General features: G+C 54.5%; 14 protein-coding genes and 2 pseudogenes. 14 read left to right on the top strand and 2 right to left on the bottom strand.

Annotation, left to right across the window (positions count from 1 at the left end; translation table 11 throughout):
* The first annotated feature begins 102 nt into the window (after window positions 1-102).
* From ppc to ABC336_RS10865, 12 genes and pseudogenes are all read left to right on the top strand, one after another.
* Window positions 103-2,907 carry a phosphoenolpyruvate carboxylase gene (gene ppc / locus ABC336_RS10920; RefSeq protein ID WP_413238697.1) on the top strand — a complete coding sequence of 935 codons (2,805 nt, stop codon included), beginning with the start codon at window positions 103-105 and terminating at the stop codon, window positions 2,905-2,907.
* Window positions 2,908-3,125: 218 nt separating this feature from the next.
* Complete coding sequence (gene sigW / locus ABC336_RS10915) at window positions 3,126-3,692, top strand: RNA polymerase sigma factor SigW (protein ID WP_413238696.1); 567 nt, start codon at window positions 3,126-3,128, stop codon at window positions 3,690-3,692.
* A 140-nt stretch (window positions 3,693-3,832) separates the two neighbouring features.
* Entirely contained in the window at window positions 3,833-4,474 is a 642-nt protein-coding gene (locus ABC336_RS10910) for a zf-HC2 domain-containing protein (protein WP_413238695.1), read from the top strand.
* A gap of 151 nt (window positions 4,475-4,625) precedes the next feature.
* A complete protein-coding gene (gene cdaA / locus ABC336_RS10905; protein ID WP_413238694.1) occupies window positions 4,626-5,462 on the top strand; it encodes a diadenylate cyclase CdaA in 837 nt (278 codons plus the stop codon).
* On the top strand, window positions 5,455-7,368 hold the full coding sequence (locus ABC336_RS10900) for a CdaR family protein (protein ID WP_413238693.1): 1,914 nt from the start codon (window positions 5,455-5,457) through the stop codon (window positions 7,366-7,368). The genes cdaA and ABC336_RS10900 overlap by 8 nt, the downstream gene beginning before the upstream one ends.
* 112 nt (window positions 7,369-7,480) lie before the next feature.
* Window positions 7,481-8,821 (top strand): phosphoglucosamine mutase, encoded by a 1,341-nt coding sequence (gene glmM / locus ABC336_RS10895; protein WP_413238692.1) that lies wholly within the window; start codon window positions 7,481-7,483, stop codon window positions 8,819-8,821.
* A gap of 821 nt (window positions 8,822-9,642) precedes the next feature.
* On the top strand, window positions 9,643-11,475 hold the full coding sequence (glmS, locus tag ABC336_RS10890; RefSeq protein WP_413238691.1) for a glutamine--fructose-6-phosphate transaminase (isomerizing): 1,833 nt from the start codon (window positions 9,643-9,645) through the stop codon (window positions 11,473-11,475).
* A gap of 725 nt (window positions 11,476-12,200) precedes the next feature.
* Window positions 12,201-12,797, top strand: a complete 597-nt coding sequence (locus ABC336_RS10885) for a helix-turn-helix domain-containing protein (protein WP_413238690.1) — start codon at window positions 12,201-12,203, stop codon at window positions 12,795-12,797.
* A complete protein-coding gene (locus ABC336_RS10880; protein ID WP_413238689.1) occupies window positions 12,787-13,551 on the top strand; it encodes a hypothetical protein in 765 nt (254 codons plus the stop codon). Before ABC336_RS10885 ends, ABC336_RS10880 begins: the two co-directional genes overlap by 11 nt.
* Window positions 13,552-13,685: 134 nt before the next feature.
* Window positions 13,686-14,585 (top strand): annotated as a pseudogene (locus ABC336_RS10875) (transposase); the annotation flags it as partial.
* A pseudogene (locus ABC336_RS10870) lies at window positions 14,580-14,796 on the top strand (amidase); the annotation flags it as partial. The pseudogenes ABC336_RS10875 and ABC336_RS10870, both read left to right, overlap by 6 nt.
* 21 nt (window positions 14,797-14,817) lie before the next feature.
* Entirely contained in the window at window positions 14,818-16,296 is a 1,479-nt protein-coding gene (locus tag ABC336_RS10865; RefSeq protein ID WP_413238688.1) for a stalk domain-containing protein, read from the top strand.
* A 31-nt stretch (window positions 16,297-16,327) separates the two neighbouring features.
* Here ABC336_RS10865 and ABC336_RS10860 read toward each other — a convergent pair whose 3' ends face one another.
* Together ABC336_RS10860 and ABC336_RS10855 are read right to left on the bottom strand one after the other, a co-directional pair.
* Complete coding sequence (locus ABC336_RS10860; RefSeq protein WP_413242488.1) at window positions 16,328-16,684, bottom strand: AAA family ATPase; 357 nt, start codon at window positions 16,682-16,684, stop codon at window positions 16,328-16,330.
* Window positions 16,685-16,867: 183 nt separating this feature from the next.
* Window positions 16,868-17,719 carry an NAD-dependent epimerase/dehydratase family protein gene (locus tag ABC336_RS10855; RefSeq protein ID WP_413238687.1) on the bottom strand — a complete coding sequence of 284 codons (852 nt, stop codon included), beginning with the start codon at window positions 17,717-17,719 and terminating at the stop codon, window positions 16,868-16,870.
* Window positions 17,720-18,102: 383 nt separating this feature from the next.
* Here ABC336_RS10855 and ABC336_RS10850 point away from each other — a divergent pair, with 383 nt between their 5' ends.
* Window positions 18,103-18,330, top strand: coding sequence for a hypothetical protein (locus tag ABC336_RS10850; RefSeq protein ID WP_413238686.1), 228 nt, complete (start codon window positions 18,103-18,105; stop codon window positions 18,328-18,330).
* 374 nt (window positions 18,331-18,704) lie between these two features.
* A complete protein-coding gene (locus ABC336_RS10845; RefSeq protein ID WP_413238685.1) occupies window positions 18,705-19,301 on the top strand; it encodes a TetR/AcrR family transcriptional regulator in 597 nt (198 codons plus the stop codon).

The raw sequence follows: 19,301 nt of genomic DNA, 5'->3' as shown, positions 1-19,301 counted from the left end.
TTTGGTAATCGGCCCGTCAGGTCTTCAACAGCGGGGTTTTTTGTAGTATGATGTAACAAGTGAAAAAACCGATGCATGGGGAACTTACAGGAGGATTCGTATATGTCTGAGCAGACTGTATCACCTACGGCTGCCCGCCCGCAATCGAGCAATCTGTTGCGCCGGGACGTCCGTTTTCTGGGAAATATATTGGGCGAGGTTCTCGTCCATCAAGGCGGCGAGGAGCTGCTGGAGATCGTCGAGAAGATCCGTGAGATGAGCAAAACACTGCGTGCGGAGTTCTTGCCTGAGCTGTACGAGGAGTTCAAGCGAGTGACCGAATCGCTGAGTCCGGAGATCCGTCATCAGGTGATCCGAGCATTCGCTATTTATTTCCAACTCGTCAACATCGCTGAGCAGAACCACCGGATCCGTCGCAAACGCGACTATGAGCGCTCGGCTGGCGAATCGGTACAACCAGGCTCGATCGAGAGTGCCGTGCAGACGCTCAAGGAACGGGAGATCGACGTCACTGTCGTCAAGGAGATGCTCAGCGAGATCTCGCTCGAGCTCGTCATGACGGCGCATCCGACAGAAGCGACTAGACGCGCAGTGATGGATGTGCACCAGCGGATGGCCAGCGAGATGATGGAGCTGGACAATCCTACGCTCACTTACCGGGAGAGGGAGAAGCTGCGTGAGAGACTGCTCAGCGAAGTGCTGACGCTGTGGCAGACCGATGAACTGCGCGACCGCAAGCCGACCGTGATCGACGAAGTGCGCAACGGGATGTACTATTTCGACGAGACGCTCTTCGAAGTGCTGCCTGATGTCTACGAAGAGCTCGAACGCTGCCTGGCCAAGTATTATCCTGGCGAAGACTGGCATGTGCCGACTTACCTGCGATTTGGCTCATGGATCGGCGGCGATCGCGACGGCAACCCGTCCGTGACCGCCAAGGTGACCTGGGAGACGCTGACGCTGCACCGCCAGCTGACGCTGGAGAAGTATGAGGAGAAGCTGAAGGAGCTGATGGAGCTGCTGAGCTTCAGCACCAACATCGTCGACGTGACGGATGAGCTGCAGGAGTCGATTGCTGCCGACCGCAGCCAGATCGAGACCGTCAAATGCATCGAGATGTGGCGCAATGAGAAGGAGCCTTACCGGATCAAGCTGTCCTTCATGCTGGAGAAGCTGACCAACACGCGCAATCCGGCGCTCAAAGGCACGGCCAAGCGCTATAACAGCCCGGAAGAGCTCAAGGCCGACCTGCTCGTCATCGACGGAAGTCTTCGTCATCATTATGCGGATTATGTTGCTGATACGTATATTAAGAAATTGGTCCGTCAGGTCGAGCTGTTCGGGTTCCACCTGTCGGCGCTGGATGTCCGCCAGCACAGCAAAGAGCATGAGAATGCGATGGCTGAGATTCTGGCCAAGATGAATGTCGTGCCGGACTACGCTGCACTGTCGGAGGAAGAGAAAATCGAGCTGCTGCATCAGCTGCTCATTGATCCGCGTCCGCTGACGGCCGGTTACCTGGACTACTCGGATGGCACGCGCGAATGTCTGGACGTCTATGAGACAATCTACCGGGCACAGCAGGAGTTCGGCGAGGGCTGCATCTCCAGCTACCTGATCAGCATGACCCAAGGCGCCAGCGACCTGCTGGAAGTCATGGTATTCGCCAAGGAAGTCGGCCTGTTTCGTCAGGAGGCTGACGGCACGACCCGCTGCACGCTGCAGTCGGTGCCGCTCTTCGAGACGATCGACGACCTTCATGCGGCACCGGACATTATGGCCCGTCTGTTCCGTCTCCAGGTGTACCGCGACGCGGTATCGGCACGAGGCGATCTGCAGGAGATCATGCTGGGCTACTCCGACAGCAACAAGGACGGCGGCGCAGTCACAGCCAACTGGGAGCTGCGCGTAGCGCTTCAGGACATCACCCAGGTGGGCAAGCAGCATGACGTGAAGCTGAAGTTCTTCCACGGCCGCGGCGGCGCTCTCGGGCGCGGCGGCATGCCGCTCAACCGCAGCATCCTGGCCCAGCCGCCACACACCGTCGGCGGCGGCATCAAGATTACGGAGCAGGGCGAAGTGCTCTCCTCGCGGTATTCGATGCAAGGGATCGCCTACCGCAGTCTGGAGCAGGCGACATGGGCGCTCGTAACCGCAGCGCGGCTGGCACGGTTCCCGAACCAGGAGCCGGAGGCGGAGAAGCAGTGGGACGCGATCGCCCGGGAGATCTCGGAGACGGCGCTGACCACGTATCAGGATCTGATCTTCCGCGATCCGGACTTCATGACGTTCTTCAAAGAGTCGACGCCGCTCTCCGAGGTGGGCGAGCTCAACATCGGTTCGCGGCCGTCGAAGCGCAAGAACAGCGACCGCTTCGAGGATCTGCGGGCGATTCCGTGGGTATTTGCCTGGACGCAGAGCCGCTATCTGCTGCCGGCCTGGTACGCAGCCGGTACGGCGCTGCAGAAGTACATCGGCGGCAAAGAAGACCGCTTGGATACGCTGCGAACGATGTATACCGAGTTCCCGTTCTTCCGCACGCTGATCGACAATCTGCAGATGGCCCTGGCCAAGGCGGATCTGGTGATCGCCCGGGAGTATGCCTCGATGATCAAGGATGAGGCGGTCCGCGACCGGATCTTCGGACTGATCGAGTCGGAGCATAAGCTGACATGCGATCTGATCCTGAAGATCACCGGACAACAGGAGATTCTGGACAACGTACCGGTCATCCAGGAATCGATCCGCTTGCGCAATCCTTATGTGGATCCGCTCAGCTACATGCAGGTTCAGCTCATCGCCGAGCTGAGAGAGCTGCGCGAGCAGGGCAATGATGACGCGGAGCTGCTGCGCGAGGTGCTGCTGACGATCAACGGCATCGCGGCAGGACTGCGCAATACCGGGTAGTGCCGGATCGGATCGCTTCGTGATCCCAAAAAAAAGGACTTGAAGTACAGCATCAGAGTCGGGCGAAGGCAGTACAAGGGAGTCTGCGCGCCCGGCTCTTTTTATACAGAATTCAGAAGAACAGGTGATCGAGAGAAAGAATCAGGCGATCGGACGCAGCTGCAAGACCCGGGACGGGATGATCCGGCCGGTGGGCGTTAGGTTTGGAGGAATGGTTCGTGAAATCTTTGGAAGCGCGTTTGGCGCGCATGGCCATCAAAGGAGACCAACAAGCATTTGCAGAGCTTGTGGGACTCTACCAGGACAAACTATATCATATGGCATACCGCATGCTGAACAATCGTCAGGAAGCCGAGGATGTCGTGCAGGAGGCTTTTTTGCGCGTCTACAATAACCTTGAGCGTTATGACGAGAACATGAAATTCTCTACATGGATCTATCGCATCGCGACCAATCTGTGCATCGACCGGCTCCGCAAGCGCAAACCCAGTTATTCGCTGGATGCCGAATCGTCGGAGTTCGAAGGGTTGGACGGATACTCGATGATCCCCAGCGACCATCGTACCCCAGAGAGCGAGACGCTGCTGTCGGAGACGCAGCAGATCATCCATCAGGCGATGGCGACGCTGCCGCCCAAGTACAAGACGGTGATGGTGCTCCGCTATTTGCAGGAGCTCTCGCTTCAGGAGATTGGCGATGCTCTGGGCATGCCGGTTACTACGGTCAAGACCCGGGTGCACCGGGGCAGGGAATTTCTCAGGAAAAAACTGGAGAGAACATTGTAGTTAAAATTTTTATAAAAATTTGAAACATCTTGTGCGTTGGCACGTATCGTATAGCAGCAACAAGCTTGCTTTATAAGGTAGTTCAAAAAGCCTACTTTTTGAACACTGTTTTAAGCAATTCGCAGAAAGGATTGGCTGCCATGAAATGCAACGTCGCCATCGTATGGATGCATGATTATCTGGACGACGATTTGCCCCGGGAACAAGTCAAAGAACTCAAAGCGCATCTGATGGGCTGCCCGGACTGTCGGAACCGGTTCGAGCAGTTGAAGCGGACAGATGCGTTTCTGCATGCGACCATGGTCGAAGGGCTGCATAACTCTGCGGATGCCGGTACTGATGCCGCCGCTTCCCGTGCGCTCACGGAGAAGATCATGAGCCAGCTGCCGGTGCAGCGCCGCAAGCAAGGCTGGGCTGCGTTTATCCGCAGGCATCCCGCTTTGACGGTGGCCGTCGTGTTCACGCTGGTGATGTTCTCGAGCTTCCTGGCCATGTGGGGACAGAATACCGAGTTGATCGTCCGCGGTGATGATCTGAAGCAGCTGGTGTTCGAAGACGGGCGAGTGATCGTGCCCGAAGGGGTGCAGATCCGCGGCGATCTGACGGTCGAGAACGGCATCGCCGAAGTGCACGGCGAGGTGCTCGGCAATCTGACGGTCATCGATGGATCGACCAATCTCGCTTCCACGGCGAAGATCGTCGGCGAGAACCGCCAGATTAACCAAGCCATTGATTGGTTATGGTATAAGGTAACAACGACGGTCAGCGGCTTAAATTTCTAACCACAGCCTCCCTGTCTTACGGGGAGGTTTTTTTGTAGATCAAGGCAGTGCAAGCCTTTCTCAAAATAATGTAAAGGGATTTTAGACATTAGCGAGCGACTTTGATATTCTATAGAGAGATGGACTTGGAACGCTAGCTGGGGGTAAGCCCATGAACTACTTTTCGGATCTGACATGGAATCTGCTCATCAAGGATATTATCGATGTGGCCATCGTCAGCTACATTATCTATAGCTTGTTCCTGCTGGTGCGAGGGACGCGTGCCGTCCAGCTGCTGAAGGGGATCTTCGTGCTCGTCGCCACCTGGGCGATCAGCACGTGGTTTGATCTGTACACACTCAAGTGGCTGATGAACCAGATGTTCACCTTCGGCGTGGTGACGGTGCTCATCATCTTCCAGCCGGAGCTCCGGCGTGCGCTGGAGCAGCTGGGACGAGGCAAGATCTTCGGCCGGACCAATGTGCTGGACGAGGATCTGAACGAGAGGATCAATGAAGTGATCAAGGCGGTCAATTATTGCTCCAGCCGCAGTATCGGCGCTCTGATCGTCTTCGAACGCGAGACGGGACTGAGCGAATACATCGAGTCGGGCATCGCGATGGAATCCCGGGTCAGCTCGCAGCTGCTAAGCAATCTGTTCGTCCCGAATTCGCCGCTCCATGACGGGGCGGTCATCATCAAGGGCGGACAGATCATGGCTGCGGCGTGTTATCTGCCGTTGTCGGAGAACCCGTTTATCAGCAAAGAGCTGGGCACGCGCCATCGTGCGGGCATCGGCGTCAGCGAGGTGAGCGATGCGATCTCGGTCATCGTCTCGGAGGAGACGGGACAAGTCTCGCTCGCTCTGGGCGGCATGATCGTCCGCGATATCAAAGAAGAGTCGCTGATCTCCAAGCTGTTCGAAGAACTGCGGCCGGAGGCGTCGACGCGTGAGAATATGAAATCCAAGGTCTCCTTCTGGAAGAGAAAGGGGGATAACAATGGATAAATGGCTGAGCCACCCCACGTCGCTCAAAGTGATCTCCGTGCTGATCGGGATCCTGCTGTGGGCGGTCGTCCATTTTGACAGTGAATCGCCCAATAATGTCGCTTCCCTGCTGGAAACACGAGACATCCCCGTTACGGTGACGGCGGAAGGGCTGGACGAGTCTCTGCACGATCTGCGCGTGCTCGATCCTGACAATGTGCGGCTCACGGTGCGCGGCAACCGGGCGGTCCTGATGGCTGCCTCGCCGGATGACTATAAGGTATACGTCGATCTGACCGATGTACAGGACGGGGAACATATCCTGCAATTGAACTATGATCTGCCCGGACGCGTCCAATTCATAGAGCTCTCGCCCTCGCGGGTGACGGTAGAGCTCGTGCCGATGCAGACCAATGAATATGAAGTGCAGATCCGGACGACCGGTGAGCCGGCTCATGATTATAGGGCGGATACGCCGATCATCAAGCCGGGCAACCGGGCGTTCGTCACCTTGCCGGAGGATCAGCTCGATCTGGTCGGCTGGGTCGGGGCTGTCGTGGATGTGGATGGAGAAGAGAACACGGTCATAGAAAAACGCGTCGAGCTCAAAGTGTACGATACCGCCGGCGAAGAAATGACCGATGCGGCGATCAACCCGGCAAGCGTCGAGGTCGAGGTGCCGATCGTCAAGCCTTACAAGATACTGCCGCTGCAGATCGGCCAGGCCGGCAGTCTGCCGGAAGGCGTGAGCCTCCTCTCGGTCGTGCCGGAGGTGGACGAGGTGACGGTGTATGGACCGCAGTCGGAGCTCGATCAGCTGGAGTACTATGATGATGTGGTCGTCAATCTGAATGGCATCCGCCAGTCGGGCACGGTGACCGTCGAGCTCGATCCGCCACCGGGTACGGCGGGGATCACGCCGCAGCAGCTGGATATTACGGTTGAGGTGGCGCCTTCCGATACGATGACGGTACCGGAAGTGCCCATCCGGCTGAGCGGTCTGTCTGATGGACTGGAGGCGCAGATCGTCTCGCCGGCCAGCCAGCGTGTGGATATCCAGGTGACGGGCGCGCCCGGGGTGCTGGCGCAGCTGGGCGCGGGCGACATCCAATTGATCGCCGATCTGAACGGGCAAGTCCCGGGTACCCATGAGATCCCCCTGGACATCCAGCTGCCGCGGTTCGTGCGGGAAGCGAGCGGCAGCGCGCTGACTGTCACCGTGCAGATTACGGACTCCGAGGAAGCAATGACTCCCCCGGAGTCGGAGGAGCCTGGTGACGAGGGTACACCAGGATCCGAGAATGAAGAGACCCTCCCGCCTGATGATGATGGCCAGACCAATGATCCCGATGAGACGCCGGCCTCGCCAGATGGAGAAGACGGCACGGATCCAGGCAACGAAGAAGAACCCGCTGGCGGGACCGAACAGCCGCCAGATGGACAGGCCGGTACCGGCGGTGTAAGAAACGAGGGGGATCCGCCGCCCACTGGAACAGGACAGGACGAGGGGAATGCCGGCAATCTCGGCACCCTTACTCCGCCGGGTGAGACCGAGACTGGCGAGCATGGTGAAGGTGCCGGCAGTCCGGCTCAGCCCGTTCCGGCCGAGCCGGAACAGGCTGCAGGGCAGAGGAATGGCAGCAGCAGTCTGCTACCTGTGCCGGGGCTTGTCGGCACGGGCAGTCCGGCCGTCAGCAGCCCGGGGTACCAGCTGCCACACGATCAGGGCCCGCTTGCAGGACAAGCGCAGGAGCACCCGCCGCTGGGAGAGCGGAGAGGAATGGCCCTATTGCGATATGGCATACTCACAGCAGGACTCGCGGCTGCAGGGGCGGCCGCAGCGGTTCTGTGGGGCCGTGCCATGTCTTCACACGCCCTCGGAACCGGATACCGACGTTTGAAGGGCCGTTTGATCAGATTCCGCTAGCGTATTGAATACCGAGTATGGCACGCATAGCCAATTATAGGCGTATGCTGGGATATCGATATACAAATGAGGCATGACTGAGGTAACTCGCACTTAAAGGAGAATTGAACCCATGGGGAAATATTTTGGAACAGACGGTGTGCGCGGCGTCGCCAATCGCGAGCTGACACCGGAGCTGGCTTATAAAATCGGGCGCTGCGGCGGCTATGTTCTGGCGGGAGAGGCAGACAAGCCGAAGGTGGTCATCGGACTAGATACCAGAATCTCCGGGCCGATGCTGGAAGCTGCGCTCGTCGCCGGCCTGCTCTCAATCGGCGCCAGCGTCATCAAGCTGGGCGTCGTCTCGACACCGGCCGTGGCTTATCTGACTCGTGAGCTGGGCGCTGCAGCCGGTGTGATGATCTCGGCTTCGCACAATCCGGTTGAAGACAACGGGATCAAATTTTTTGGCGGCGACGGCTTCAAGCTCTCCGATGATACGGAGCTGGAGATCGAGCGGCTGATGGACGGCGTGACCGACGCGCTGCCGCGTCCAGAGGGCGGCGATATCGGCACCGTCACCGTGCTGGAGGATGCGCAGGAGCGCTATCTGAGCTTCCTGAAGACGACGATCAGCCACCGCTTCGACGGTCTGAAGATCGTCCTGGACTGCGCTCACGGCGCCGCTTATCAGTTGGCACCTGCCGTGTTCCAGGAGCTTGGCGCAGAGATTATCACGGTCGGCGCAGAACCGGACGGTCTCAATATCAACGACGGCGTCGGCTCGACACACCCCGAATATCTGCGCGAGCAGGTGCTTGCTCATGGCGCGGACCTGGGCCTGTCCTTCGACGGCGATGCCGACCGACTGATCGCGATCGATGACACGGGCGCCGAGATCGACGGCGACTATATCCTGTGCATCTGCGGCGACGCCATGAAGCGGGCCGGCAAGCTGCATGAGGATACCGTCGTGACGACGGTGATGAGCAACATCGGCTTCTTCAAGGCGGCCGAGGGTATCGGACTTCAGACGGCCAAGACGGCTGTTGGCGACCGCTATGTGATGGAAGAGATGCGCCGCGGCGGCTTCAACCTGGGCGGCGAACAGTCCGGCCATATGATCTTCCTCGATTACAACACGACCGGCGACGGCATCCTGACTGCGCTGCAGCTCGTCGACACGCTTGTGGAGAGCGGCAAGAAGCTGAGCGAAGCGAAGACGCTCATGAGCAAGTATCCGCAAGTGCTGGTCAATGTCCGGGTCGCCGATAAGAGCCTGTTCAAGGGCAATGTGGCGATCGATGAGGCGGTGGCGGCTGTGGAGAAGGAGCTGGGCAGCGACGGCCGGGTGCTCGTGCGTGCTTCCGGTACGGAATCGCTGATCCGTGTCATGGCCGAAGGTCCGGACAAGGATCAGATCGAAAAGTATGTGCAGCAGATCGTTGACGTCGTCAAAGCTCAACTAGGTTAAGAGTCGCTTTTGATCACGAAGTATCGCATAGAAGCGGGTTCGACATCGAATCTTGAGTTCAGACTAGTGGGCCAGCTGCCGCAGTAAGCTGCGGTGGCTGGCTGTTTAGGGGACAACTTACTGGATTCCTCATTAATTGAAGGAATGAACACGAAATTTCATACTTATTTCTAGGAAATAGCTGATTTTGATCAAATGAACATGATTTTTCGTGTTTATTTCGTGCTTTTGGCTAAAAACGCTCAAATAAACACGATATTTCGTGCTCGTCTGGTGAGCATGTGGAGTTGGGCTGGGTTGGGCGAGTTTTTTCGTATTTTTGCCTATGGGGCAACCTTGCTTGTTCTTGGGACGAGGACGCGGTGGAAGCGCTGTTTTCAAGGAATGGATGCCTTTTGGTTGCAAGTCGGCATGAAAATGAATATGATAGGAAGTATCATTCCAGAGGAGAGCGAGGGTCGAGGTTACTTTGCAACACAAGCGCCAGAGCTTGCGCACGGGATTGGCACGGAGAAACACAGCATCCCAGGCAAGCTGACGAGGTGGAGGTGTTCGGATTGTTCGGCGGGGACCTCCCGGTAGCAACATTCTACCGTAAGCTGCAGCTTCAAATCGACGGGGCGACCGGTCGCACAAAGGCGCAGCGGGATGTATATCATTCCTGAATGTCCACGATGCCGATGACACATCGGTTAGGTCGGAAGGCTTTTTTTGCTCACGGATCCGTTCGGGAAAAAAACTGCATACAACCTTGAACCGCATGTGGGATAGGCATCCGTTGGCCAGAGGGAAAATATCCCTATACGGAGGTCTGTTATATTATGTGTGGAATCGTAGGCTATATCGGAACACGCGAAACGCAGGGAATCCTGCTCGAAGGACTCAAGAAGCTGGAGTACCGGGGGTACGACTCGGCAGGGATCGCTGTATTCACGCCAGCCGGTCTGTCGGTACGCAAGTCGAAGGGGCGGCTCGCCATCCTGGAGGAGAAGCTGCAGGGGGATCCGCTGCAGGGCTCTGCAGGGATCGGCCACACACGCTGGGCGACGCATGGCAAACCGTCCGACATGAACTCCCATCCGCATACCGACATGTCGACCAAGTTCTCCGTCGTGCATAACGGCATCATCGAGAACTATCTGGAGCTGAAGGAAGAACTCAGCATCTCCGGGGTGAACTTCGTGTCGGAGACGGATACAGAGGTCATCTCGCATCTGATCGCATCCGTCTATGAAGGCGACATCGTCCAGGCGGTACAAAAGGCGGTCAAGCGGATGCGCGGCGCCTATGCGCTGGGTGTGCTGACGGAGCATGAGCCGGATCGTCTGGTCGCTGTACGCTATGCGAGCCCGCTGGTCATCGGTCTTGGCGACGGCGAGAACTTCATCGGCTCGGATATCCCGGCGATCCTCGAGCATACACGCAACGTCTACATCCTGGATGACGGCGAAATGGCCGTTTTGACACGGGATGGTGTCGAACTGCTGACGACCGACGGCGAAATTATTTCCAAGGAAATATTCCATGTCGATTGGGACCTGATGACCGCAGAAAAGGCCGGATACGACCACTTTATGCTGAAAGAAATCTATGAACAGCCAAAGGCCTACCGCGACACGATGCGCGGCCGGATCTCGGACGATGGCCAGCAGATCGTGCTCAAAGAGATCGGGATGACAGAGGAGCAGGTCAAAACGATCAACAAGATCCATATCGTAGCTTGCGGTACGGCATACCATGCCGGTCTGGTCGGCAAGTCGGTGATCGAATCGCTGGCTCGCATCCCGGTAGAGACGGATGTCGCATCGGAGTACCGCTACCGCAGTCCGATTATCACGCCAGAGACGCTCGTCATCGTCGTCAGCCAGTCCGGTGAGACGGCGGATACGCTGGCCGCGCTGCGCGAAGCCAAACGGTGCGGAGCCCGTGTCCTGGCGATCACCAACGTCGTCGGCAGCTCCGTCTCCCGCGAGGCGGATGATGTCATCACGACTTGGGCCGGACCAGAGATCGCGGTCGCTTCGACCAAAGCGTATACGTCCCAGCTCATCGCGTTCTACCTGGTCGGCTTATATCTGGCCCAGACGGTAGGCACCCGCAACGCCGACTGGATCGGCAGTGTCACGACAGCGCTGCAGCAGCTGCCGGAGCAGGTCGAGACGATCCTGGCTCAGGCGCCTGTATTGAAACAGATCGCAGAGTCGCTGACGCGTCACAACAGCTTGTTCTTCATCGGCCGCGGCCTCGACTTTGCTGTCGCGCAAGAAGGCTCGCTGAAACTGAAAGAGATCTCATACATTCATTCGGAAGCTTATGCTGCCGGTGAGCTCAAGCACGGCACGCTGGCGCTGATCGAGGAAGGTACGCCGGTGATCGCGCTGGTCACCCAAGAGGAGCTGGCCGAGAAGACGATCAGCAACGTTAAGGAAGTGAAGGCGCGCGGCGCCCACGTCCTGGGTGTCACTAACCAGAGCAATCAGCAAGAGGTCGCCAAGTCGGTGGATGAAGTGTTTGCGATCCCGAACACGCTGACCCTGCTCACTCCAGCATTGTCCGTCATCCCGCTGCAGCTGCTGAGCTACTACGCTTCGCTGGCGCTGGGGCATGATGTCGATAAACCGCGGAATTTGGCGAAGAGTGTGACGGTGGAGTAAGGAGAGAGAGTGGATTGAAGGCATTATTGTCTTGATGTAAAAACTCAGAAAGTGAACTCTAGCTTTATCAACAGCTGAGATGGGAGCCTAATAAGTACATTTATTAGGCTCTTTCTTTTTTTGAACCAGCTGCATGCGGACATCACCTCTTTTTTTTAGCTGCGAGAGATGCAAAAGCGAATACCTGACCTGCAGGAATAGAATGAAATCATCCTAAAAAGCGATGAACTTCTTCGCGAAAGACCGTCGGTAAAAAATACATTTATCTATGAACACCGCTCCGAGTGCTTGCTGGAGAAGATGTGCTGCATGCTCGAAGTGTCTTGCAGCGGGTATTCAAATGGAAGGACCGTCCCGAGAGTAGCAGGCGCGTCAGGACAGAGCGTGGATGGAGCTGTACTCCTGTGAACTCGTGGGCTGGCACGCGAGTGATCGGGTGACAAAAGAACGGGTACTGCAAGCGCTTAAGCAGGCTCACGGACGTCATCAACCCGACGGAGATGCTATTGTGCGCCGAGTGCTTTAATGGAACTGAAATGGGAAAGTCCGAATTGGACCTTCCCATTTTTACGTCCTAAAACAAATCAATATTTACTACATAAGCCGAATTTATAAAGTGCCGGTATCCTCAATGTAAACCAAGCGTTTACATATGTATATCAGGCGTTTATTGCGTAATATTAAGCAGGACAATACAATGAATCTGAAGGAAGGAGGAACGTCCTATGAGACTTGGCGAACAAATTAGAACGATACGCAGTAAGGAAAACCTGACACAAGAGCAGTTGGGACAAAAAATGAATGTTACCAGACAAGCTATTTATAAATGGGAAAATGGAAAAGGGTATCCGGATATTCAAAATCTAATTAAAATAAGTGAGTTATTCGAAATCAGTTTAGATGAGTTAATAAAGGGAGACAGTTCCTTTCAAAGTAAAATTAAAGTTAAAGGGGGTACAGGTATGTTCTCAAATAGAAATTTTTTATCATCATTAAACTATTTCAGTATGTTTTTCGCTCCATTTATTTTCCCTCTCCTCACCATGATATTCGGACATGAAGAGATGAGATGGCATGGGAAAAGAGCGTGTATATCCCACCTAATTCCAATTACAACATTCATTTTGATGATACTTATTTACGGGGGGATCCATTTAGTATCTACACAAGTAGAAGGAGTAGGGGTGCCTAATTCCACAGTACAAGGAAGCAGTATGGTCATTCTCGCTCTGATCACAATAGGCGTTGCCATTTGGAATATTAAGGAAGGGATTCGGCAAATTAGAGAGATTCTAGGTGGTGGTAATGCTTATGAAGCCTAAAACGCCAGCAGAGAATTTGTCTGAAAAAGAAAATACTGCTTTTTGGTTCCCCGGGCGTTGGATTGGTGGCCTATCCTTAATAATTGGACCTCTCTTGATACTCGCTGCGGCTCTATTGAGGATAGAATTTCATTTTTTCTACGACGCGCAGCTTAATGCATATTCCGAACAGCCTGTGCTGGTTACAGCAGCCTACAGTTGTTTTGTACTGGGATGTCTTTTCTTATGGCCGGGAATCATTACTTTAGTAAGGCTTATTGGTATGAAACATCCTACCTTAGCCATTTGGGGTGGTATGTTTACCATTTTAGGGTTGATAGGACGTGTTTTTCATGGCGGCATTGATCATATGGCCTTTCAACTTGTAAATGTACAAAGTCTTGATCTTGCAACAAACGCAGTGAGTGACTCCTACCACGCCTTCCACATTGTTCGTTATTTTAATGGCATGATGATGTTCGGTTGGATATTATTAGCGATTGGTGCTTACCGCTCACACACGTTAGGTCTTATCCGCTCGCTAGCCTTGGCATCCATGTTTTTCTTGCCATTGGGTACGCTTAAAGGAACAAGATTAGAATCTACATTCATAATACTTGGACTATGCATAGCATTAGTCCCACTTGGTATTAAAGTTTTGTGCGATGGCCCACCGCCGTCACGTAAGGCAATACAATGGACCATTGCCCTCGTAGTAGGACAGATTATATTTATTATTCTTTCCATTCTCTTTCCGGAATTTATGCGGCGCTAATTAGGGCTTGCTGACAGCTGAAATAAAGGCCTAAAAGCTAAGCATAACAAAGGTGTCGCCCTATTTATGTCGAAATCATATGCAAGGGAACGTACAAAGAGCGGACCAAAATCCTTGCAGATGGAGTGACGAATATGTTCAAACCCACCGCACATCTTGAAAATGAAATGATCATGCTGAGTTCTTTTTACCGTTTGGTGGAAAACTGGACGAGGACAATCGTTGGGTTCAGTTGGCGCGGCTGGTACCTTGGTCAGAGGCTGAGAAAGCCTATGGCCAGCTTTTCACAGACACGTTCCGTGGCCAGCAAACCATCAGTTTGCGGATGGGGCTCGGGCTGGTCGACGCCACCTGTACGCCATCGGACGTGGCGTATCCCACCGACCTGAATCTGCTCAGCTTAGCCGGAGAGCCTATCGCGATTTGCTGGTGATTCATGAACTGTATCGTCAACAGCTTCACATGTATACCAACCGTACGCATCAGATGGACGAGCGGATCGTCAGCATCCAGCAACCCCATGTCCGGCCGATCGTACGCGGGAAGGCCAAGGCCCGCGTCGAATTCGGAGCCAAGATCGCAGTGAGCATGGTCAATGGCTATGCGTTTCTGGACCGCCTGTCCTGGAACAACTATGAGAGCGCACGACGCTTATGGACGTGGTCGAGAAGTACCGCGAGCGCCTCGGCGTCTACCCCGCAGTCATTCAGGCGGATCAAAACTATCGCACGCGCGAGAATCGGCGGTTCTGCAAGCAGCACGGCATTCGGTTAAGCGGACCTGCCCTGGGACGAAAGCCTAAGAAGGGGTCGACAAACCAAGAAAAGCAAGTCCTCAAACAAGATACCGGCCAGCGAAATGCGATTGAGGGCAAGTTTGGAGAAGGCAAGCGCAAGTATGGGCTTGGCTGTATTCGCGCACGTCTTCCTCAGACCAATGAATCCGTGATCACGCTTCAACTGCTGGTGATGAACCTGGAGCGCAAGCTCCGCCTTCTTTTTTGCTTTCTTTTCACCCTGCTCTCTCGCGCTCGAGGCCAGGGGATCGATCACGCAATTCGTGAGTATCGATTGGACGCGCTGCTGTTTCTTAAAAACGAGGATAGGTTCGATTTGTCCGCACGTGCTGGGTATCCTGCCATTACAGTGCGGGAGGTTATGCGGAGACAGGAATCATTGGAGAAGGAGGCTGTACAACCAAGGGACCTCAGGGATAACCTTTGTTGGAACTGCGTACAGTGAATAAAAGAGAAGGAGCCAATAATACATGAAGATTAAATCGAAAATAGCTGCCATGGCGCTTGTTGTTGCTCTGTCCGTAGGGACAGCAATTCCGATATCCGATGCGCAAGCGGAATTGAAGTCCGTGAAGGGTTGGAGATCCATCGCGGTAGGAGTCAGCCACAGCTTGGGAATTAAAAACGATGGAACCCTATGGCAGTGGGGCGAGATCACAACTTACAGAGGATCCGACGGTGGTGAGACCAACCTTTCTGCACTCGTTCCCGAGCAGGTCCCGGGTTTGACCGATGTCATCGCGGTTGCCGGAGGCCAAACACATTCTCTGGCTCTTCGTGAGGATGGTACGGTATGGGCATGGGGCGGCAATCATGACGGCCAGCTCGGAGATGGGAACGATACAAGCCGAGCACTGCCAGCTTTAGTGTCCGGTCTTACCGATGTTGTTGCCATTGAAGCCGATTGGACGCGAAGTTTTGCCGTGAGGAAGGACGGCAGCGTTTGGGGTTGGGGTGGACTCTACTACCAAGATTCAGACGGCACAATTCGAAATACTGGCGTTCTCAAGAAATTAGACGGGTTGAAAGACGTAGTTTCTATTTCGTCAGGCTATGGAAGTTTCGTCGCGCTTAAGAAAGATGGAACCGTATGGCAGTATCTAGAGCAGTTGACGCAAATACCAGGTGTCGAAAATATTGTGCAAGTCGCCGTCGGTTCTCAATATACTTACGGGCTTGATAAAGATGGGGTGGTATGGTATTGGGGGTCTATCGGAGAAGGTATGTCAAATGGAGTCTCCATGGACGACGACTCTACTGCCCGCAAGTTGGAAGGAGCGACAGGCGTGGCCGCCATTCAGGCTTCGGCAGGCGGACCCCTGCTTCTTAAAAAGGACGGCACGGTCTGGGCGAGCGGAACGAATGCGGGAGGGCAATTGGGGAATGGTTCTTTCCAGTCGAACGATAAGCTCAGCCAGGTTATAGGGTTGAAGAAGATTACTAAAATCGCGGCTCACGGCATCGGCTTCCGTTCAATGGCCATCCGAGCGGATGGAACGCTTTGGTCGTGGGGAGCTCCTTATCTTGGGGACGGATCGAAATGGAACGGCAAAATCCCAGTAGCAATCGCAAGCTATCCGAATGAAACGCTAGAGAAGGATCCTTATTTTGTTGAAGTTAATGGGGAATATTTGCAAATGAGCCAGCCTCCAATTAATCAGGAGGGACGAATCTTGGTGCCATTAAGAGCCATATTCGAAGCGATGGACACGAAAGTCCAGTGGAGTTCCTCTTCCTCAACCATTACGGCAGAAAAAGGCAACCTGTCGATCCGGTTAACAGTCGGAGAAAAGACGGCTTGGGTGAACGGAAAGAAGCTGGAAATCGCTGTTCCACCAGTTATCGTAAACAATTCCGCCCTCGTTCCCGTCCGCTTCATTAGTGAGTCTCTCGGAGCCAAAGTTGACTGGGACGTGACCAGCAAGACAATTACCATTAAGACTGTTTAAGCGAATTCTTGAGTTAGGTACTATAGCACAACTATGAACAGGCTGCCGAATTTCGGCAGCCTGTTGAATGTTGCTGACAACGTAATTTGACCGGAGAAAGACGGAACATCTTGTCCATCATCTGACGGACTTCCAGTCCGCATAGTGGTAAAAGGGAATGCCCACCTGGGGTTCCCATCGTACCGTTAGATATGAACCTGGTCGGGCTCTCCGAATCCATCCGAACGTTGAGCAGAAACCGTACTTCCTCCAGCATTTCCCGATCCAGCAAGTGCGCTTCGTCCACAATTACGCACGGTTTCAAGTGGTGCAGTCCGCGCATCAGTTCAATTTCTCGGTGCAGCTGCCTTTTGGCGTCGCCGCGGTAAAACTTCGCTTCACAGCCCAATTGCTCGAGCAAGCCCTTGTAGAAATGGCGGGGCTCTGCCGTTCCTGAAGCTGATGCATCCCGTCTTGTCGACCATCCGACTCTCGCAGTGGAGAAAGGCGTTTGCCAGCACCGAGGGCTCCACAAACCAAGCGGATGGGATCATTGTGAAACGCCTGCTCCGGACTGCGTCTTCAGATACCCTTAATGAAGCGTCTGAGGAAAACCTTCACGCCATGAAGCGAACCGCGGACTCCAGCCATTCTGAAGTGCCTTTGCATTGAGCGCACCACGTTCTCCTCTCGCGCTTCCTGACATTGGCTTGGGTTCAGGAGCGTTAAGGGCTTTCGCATAGACAGGCACCCATTCGGTACCCGCTGCTGGCTCGCTATCCACAATGTTATAGGTTCCTGTAGGCCAGTCCAGTGCTAAAACAGCTGCAACCGCGGCGTCTTCTGTATGCACAAAAGAAGTGATTCCGTCAGTAGCAGGCAAGTTCCCGAGCCGAACTTGCTCTGCGAACAATCCGTTCGAATCGTACCAGGTCCCTTGACCGTACAGTACGCCATATCTAAGAATGACATGCTCCGGCATTTCCGCAGCGGTGGTTTCCAGAGCATGAACACCGTTCACGCTCGTGAGTTGCGGTTCCGGAGCCTCAAAGTCTAATGGACAATCCTCCGTTGCGGGCCCCTCTCCTGGCGCATAGGTCATTGTAATGCTTTGCGCGATCATCCGGCGAACGCCAGCGGCGAGCGAAGCATCCACTAAGTTTCTTGTTCCTTCCACGCGAATTCTTGCATTGGCGAATGGATCCATAGCCTGCAACGAAGTCAGTTGGTGAATGACCACCTCTGGGGATGTTTCGGCAAGTACTCTGAACAGATTCTTGCGATCATATACATCCGCTTGGACGAATGAAGCTCCAGCTTTCTTTAAACTTTCTGCATGCTCCGGGTTGCGTATTAACCCAATCACTTCATGTCCCTTTTGTACTAGCATCGGAATGAGTACCCTCCCAATGACGCCACTTGCTCCAGCAACTAAAATCTTCATTTGTTAATGCCTCCTTTATCTATTTTTATTTAAGACAATTCTGCATTAGCTTCTGTGACATACGATGAGACAAGCGCTAATCGTCAATGAAAAGTACCAAAACAGGAACAATTGGTGAGGAGCTGGAATGGCTACTGCAATGTCTATGGAATATCAGTGGACCAACAATAGAGTCGAGTTGACGCCGGAGTTAAGCAATATCATGTTCGAGGAGTCGCAAGGTATATCAGATATCGCTATTAAGCTGTTTATGCTCACGCAATGGCGCGCGCGGGCGCAAAGCCGAAGCATTGTGTTCGCAGGGCCTCCACGATTCTTTCATAGTTCTTTCATTAGGCAATGGTAGGATGGTCTAAAATAAGGAAAGGTTTTGATCGAACACTATGAATAAAAAAATGAATCGTTTTGCATCCCGGAAACTGTGGATAGGTTTGATGATTGTGGCGCTGCTTGGCCCGATCTTGCCGATCGCGCCGACGCCAGTTTCCCATGCAGAAGTGGACGGTGATTTCACTTATGCCGTAACGAGTGATACGGAGGCAAGGGTGCTTTACTCTTCGGGCAGCGAGGTTGATCTTGTCATTCCGGCAAGCTCCGTAATAACAGGCTGACCAGCGGTCACGGGTGACCCGGTGATTGCACTCGAGATCGTGCTCCCTCGCAGCGTCAGTACTGTTGAGAATTACGCGTTTCAAATGAACTGGATGAGTCGGTCGCACTGTCGCCCGGCGCCGGACTTTATCATTTGTTCCGATGAGGTGAAGGCCCCGCCGGTCTGCTGGATCAGGGACGATTAGCAAAGGAGCGGTGAGTGCGCTCAATAACATAACGATCGTTACAATAAAACATGGTATAGGATTTTGTGGCCTCTGTCAATAACATAACAGTCATTATGTTTTATTGTGCTTTTTAGTATTTCGTATGTATAATGGATATACATCTGTTCATTAACGACTGTTACGATACAAGAGAGGGGATCTGACGGATGGGACGCAACCGCGAATTCGATGTGGATCAGGCGCTGGACGCGGCGCTTTGCGTGTTTTGGCGTAAAGGCTACGAAGGCGCATCATATACCGACCTGACACAGGCTACGGGTGTTGAACGACCTGCCCTTTACTCGGCGTTTGGCAACAAAGAGGCTTTGTTCCGCCGCGCTTTGGCGCGCTACTACGAGCAGTATCTGGATTACTTCCCCGCTGCGCTGGAGCTGCCGACCTCGCGTGAGGTGGTCGCGCACATCCTCGGCAGTGCGGCTGAGCTGCATACGCGTTACCCGGATCGCAGGGGGTGTCTGGGCATCCTTGGGGCGGTGGCTGGCTCGGACGATGCCGAGCCGATCCGGCGTGCGCTTGTGGATGCGCGAGCGGAGGGAGAGCTCGCGCTGCGTGACCGCCTCGAACGAGCGAAGGAAGAAGGTGATCTGCCGGAGACAGCTGATTGTGCTGCGCTAGCTGCTTTTGTGATGGCGGTGCTCCACGGCATGGCTGTTCAAGCCAAAGCAGGTTTCAGTCGGGACAGGCTGGAAGCCATTGCCGAGCATGCGGTCTCCACCTGGCCGGTTGGCAGCGCAAGTCTATAG

Source organism: Paenibacillus jepli, from assembly GCF_047238105.1.
Lineage (GTDB): Bacteria > Bacillota > Bacilli > Paenibacillales > Paenibacillaceae > Paenibacillus_D.
This window is presented reverse-complemented; position numbering and strand designations above follow the sequence as displayed.

Coding starts and splice junctions, on each gene's coding strand:
- ppc (WP_413238697.1), top strand. CDS start 103: ATGTCTGAGCAGACTGTATCACCTACGGCTGCCCGCCCGCAATCGAGC.
- glmS (WP_413238691.1), top strand. CDS start 9,643: ATGTGTGGAATCGTAGGCTATATCGGAACACGCGAAACGCAGGGAATC.
- ABC336_RS10845 (WP_413238685.1), top strand. CDS start 18,705: ATGGGACGCAACCGCGAATTCGATGTGGATCAGGCGCTGGACGCGGCG.
- ABC336_RS10910 (WP_413238695.1), top strand. CDS start 3,833: ATGAAATGCAACGTCGCCATCGTATGGATGCATGATTATCTGGACGAC.
- ABC336_RS10850 (WP_413238686.1), top strand. CDS start 18,103: ATGAATAAAAAAATGAATCGTTTTGCATCCCGGAAACTGTGGATAGGT.
- glmM (WP_413238692.1), top strand. CDS start 7,481: ATGGGGAAATATTTTGGAACAGACGGTGTGCGCGGCGTCGCCAATCGC.
- ABC336_RS10855 (WP_413238687.1), bottom strand. CDS start 17,719: ATGAAGATTTTAGTTGCTGGAGCAAGTGGCGTCATTGGGAGGGTACTC.
- cdaA (WP_413238694.1), top strand. CDS start 4,626: ATGAACTACTTTTCGGATCTGACATGGAATCTGCTCATCAAGGATATT.
- ABC336_RS10900 (WP_413238693.1), top strand. CDS start 5,455: ATGGATAAATGGCTGAGCCACCCCACGTCGCTCAAAGTGATCTCCGTG.
- ABC336_RS10880 (WP_413238689.1), top strand. CDS start 12,787: ATGAAGCCTAAAACGCCAGCAGAGAATTTGTCTGAAAAAGAAAATACT.
- ABC336_RS10885 (WP_413238690.1), top strand. CDS start 12,201: ATGAGACTTGGCGAACAAATTAGAACGATACGCAGTAAGGAAAACCTG.
- ABC336_RS10865 (WP_413238688.1), top strand. CDS start 14,818: ATGAAGATTAAATCGAAAATAGCTGCCATGGCGCTTGTTGTTGCTCTG.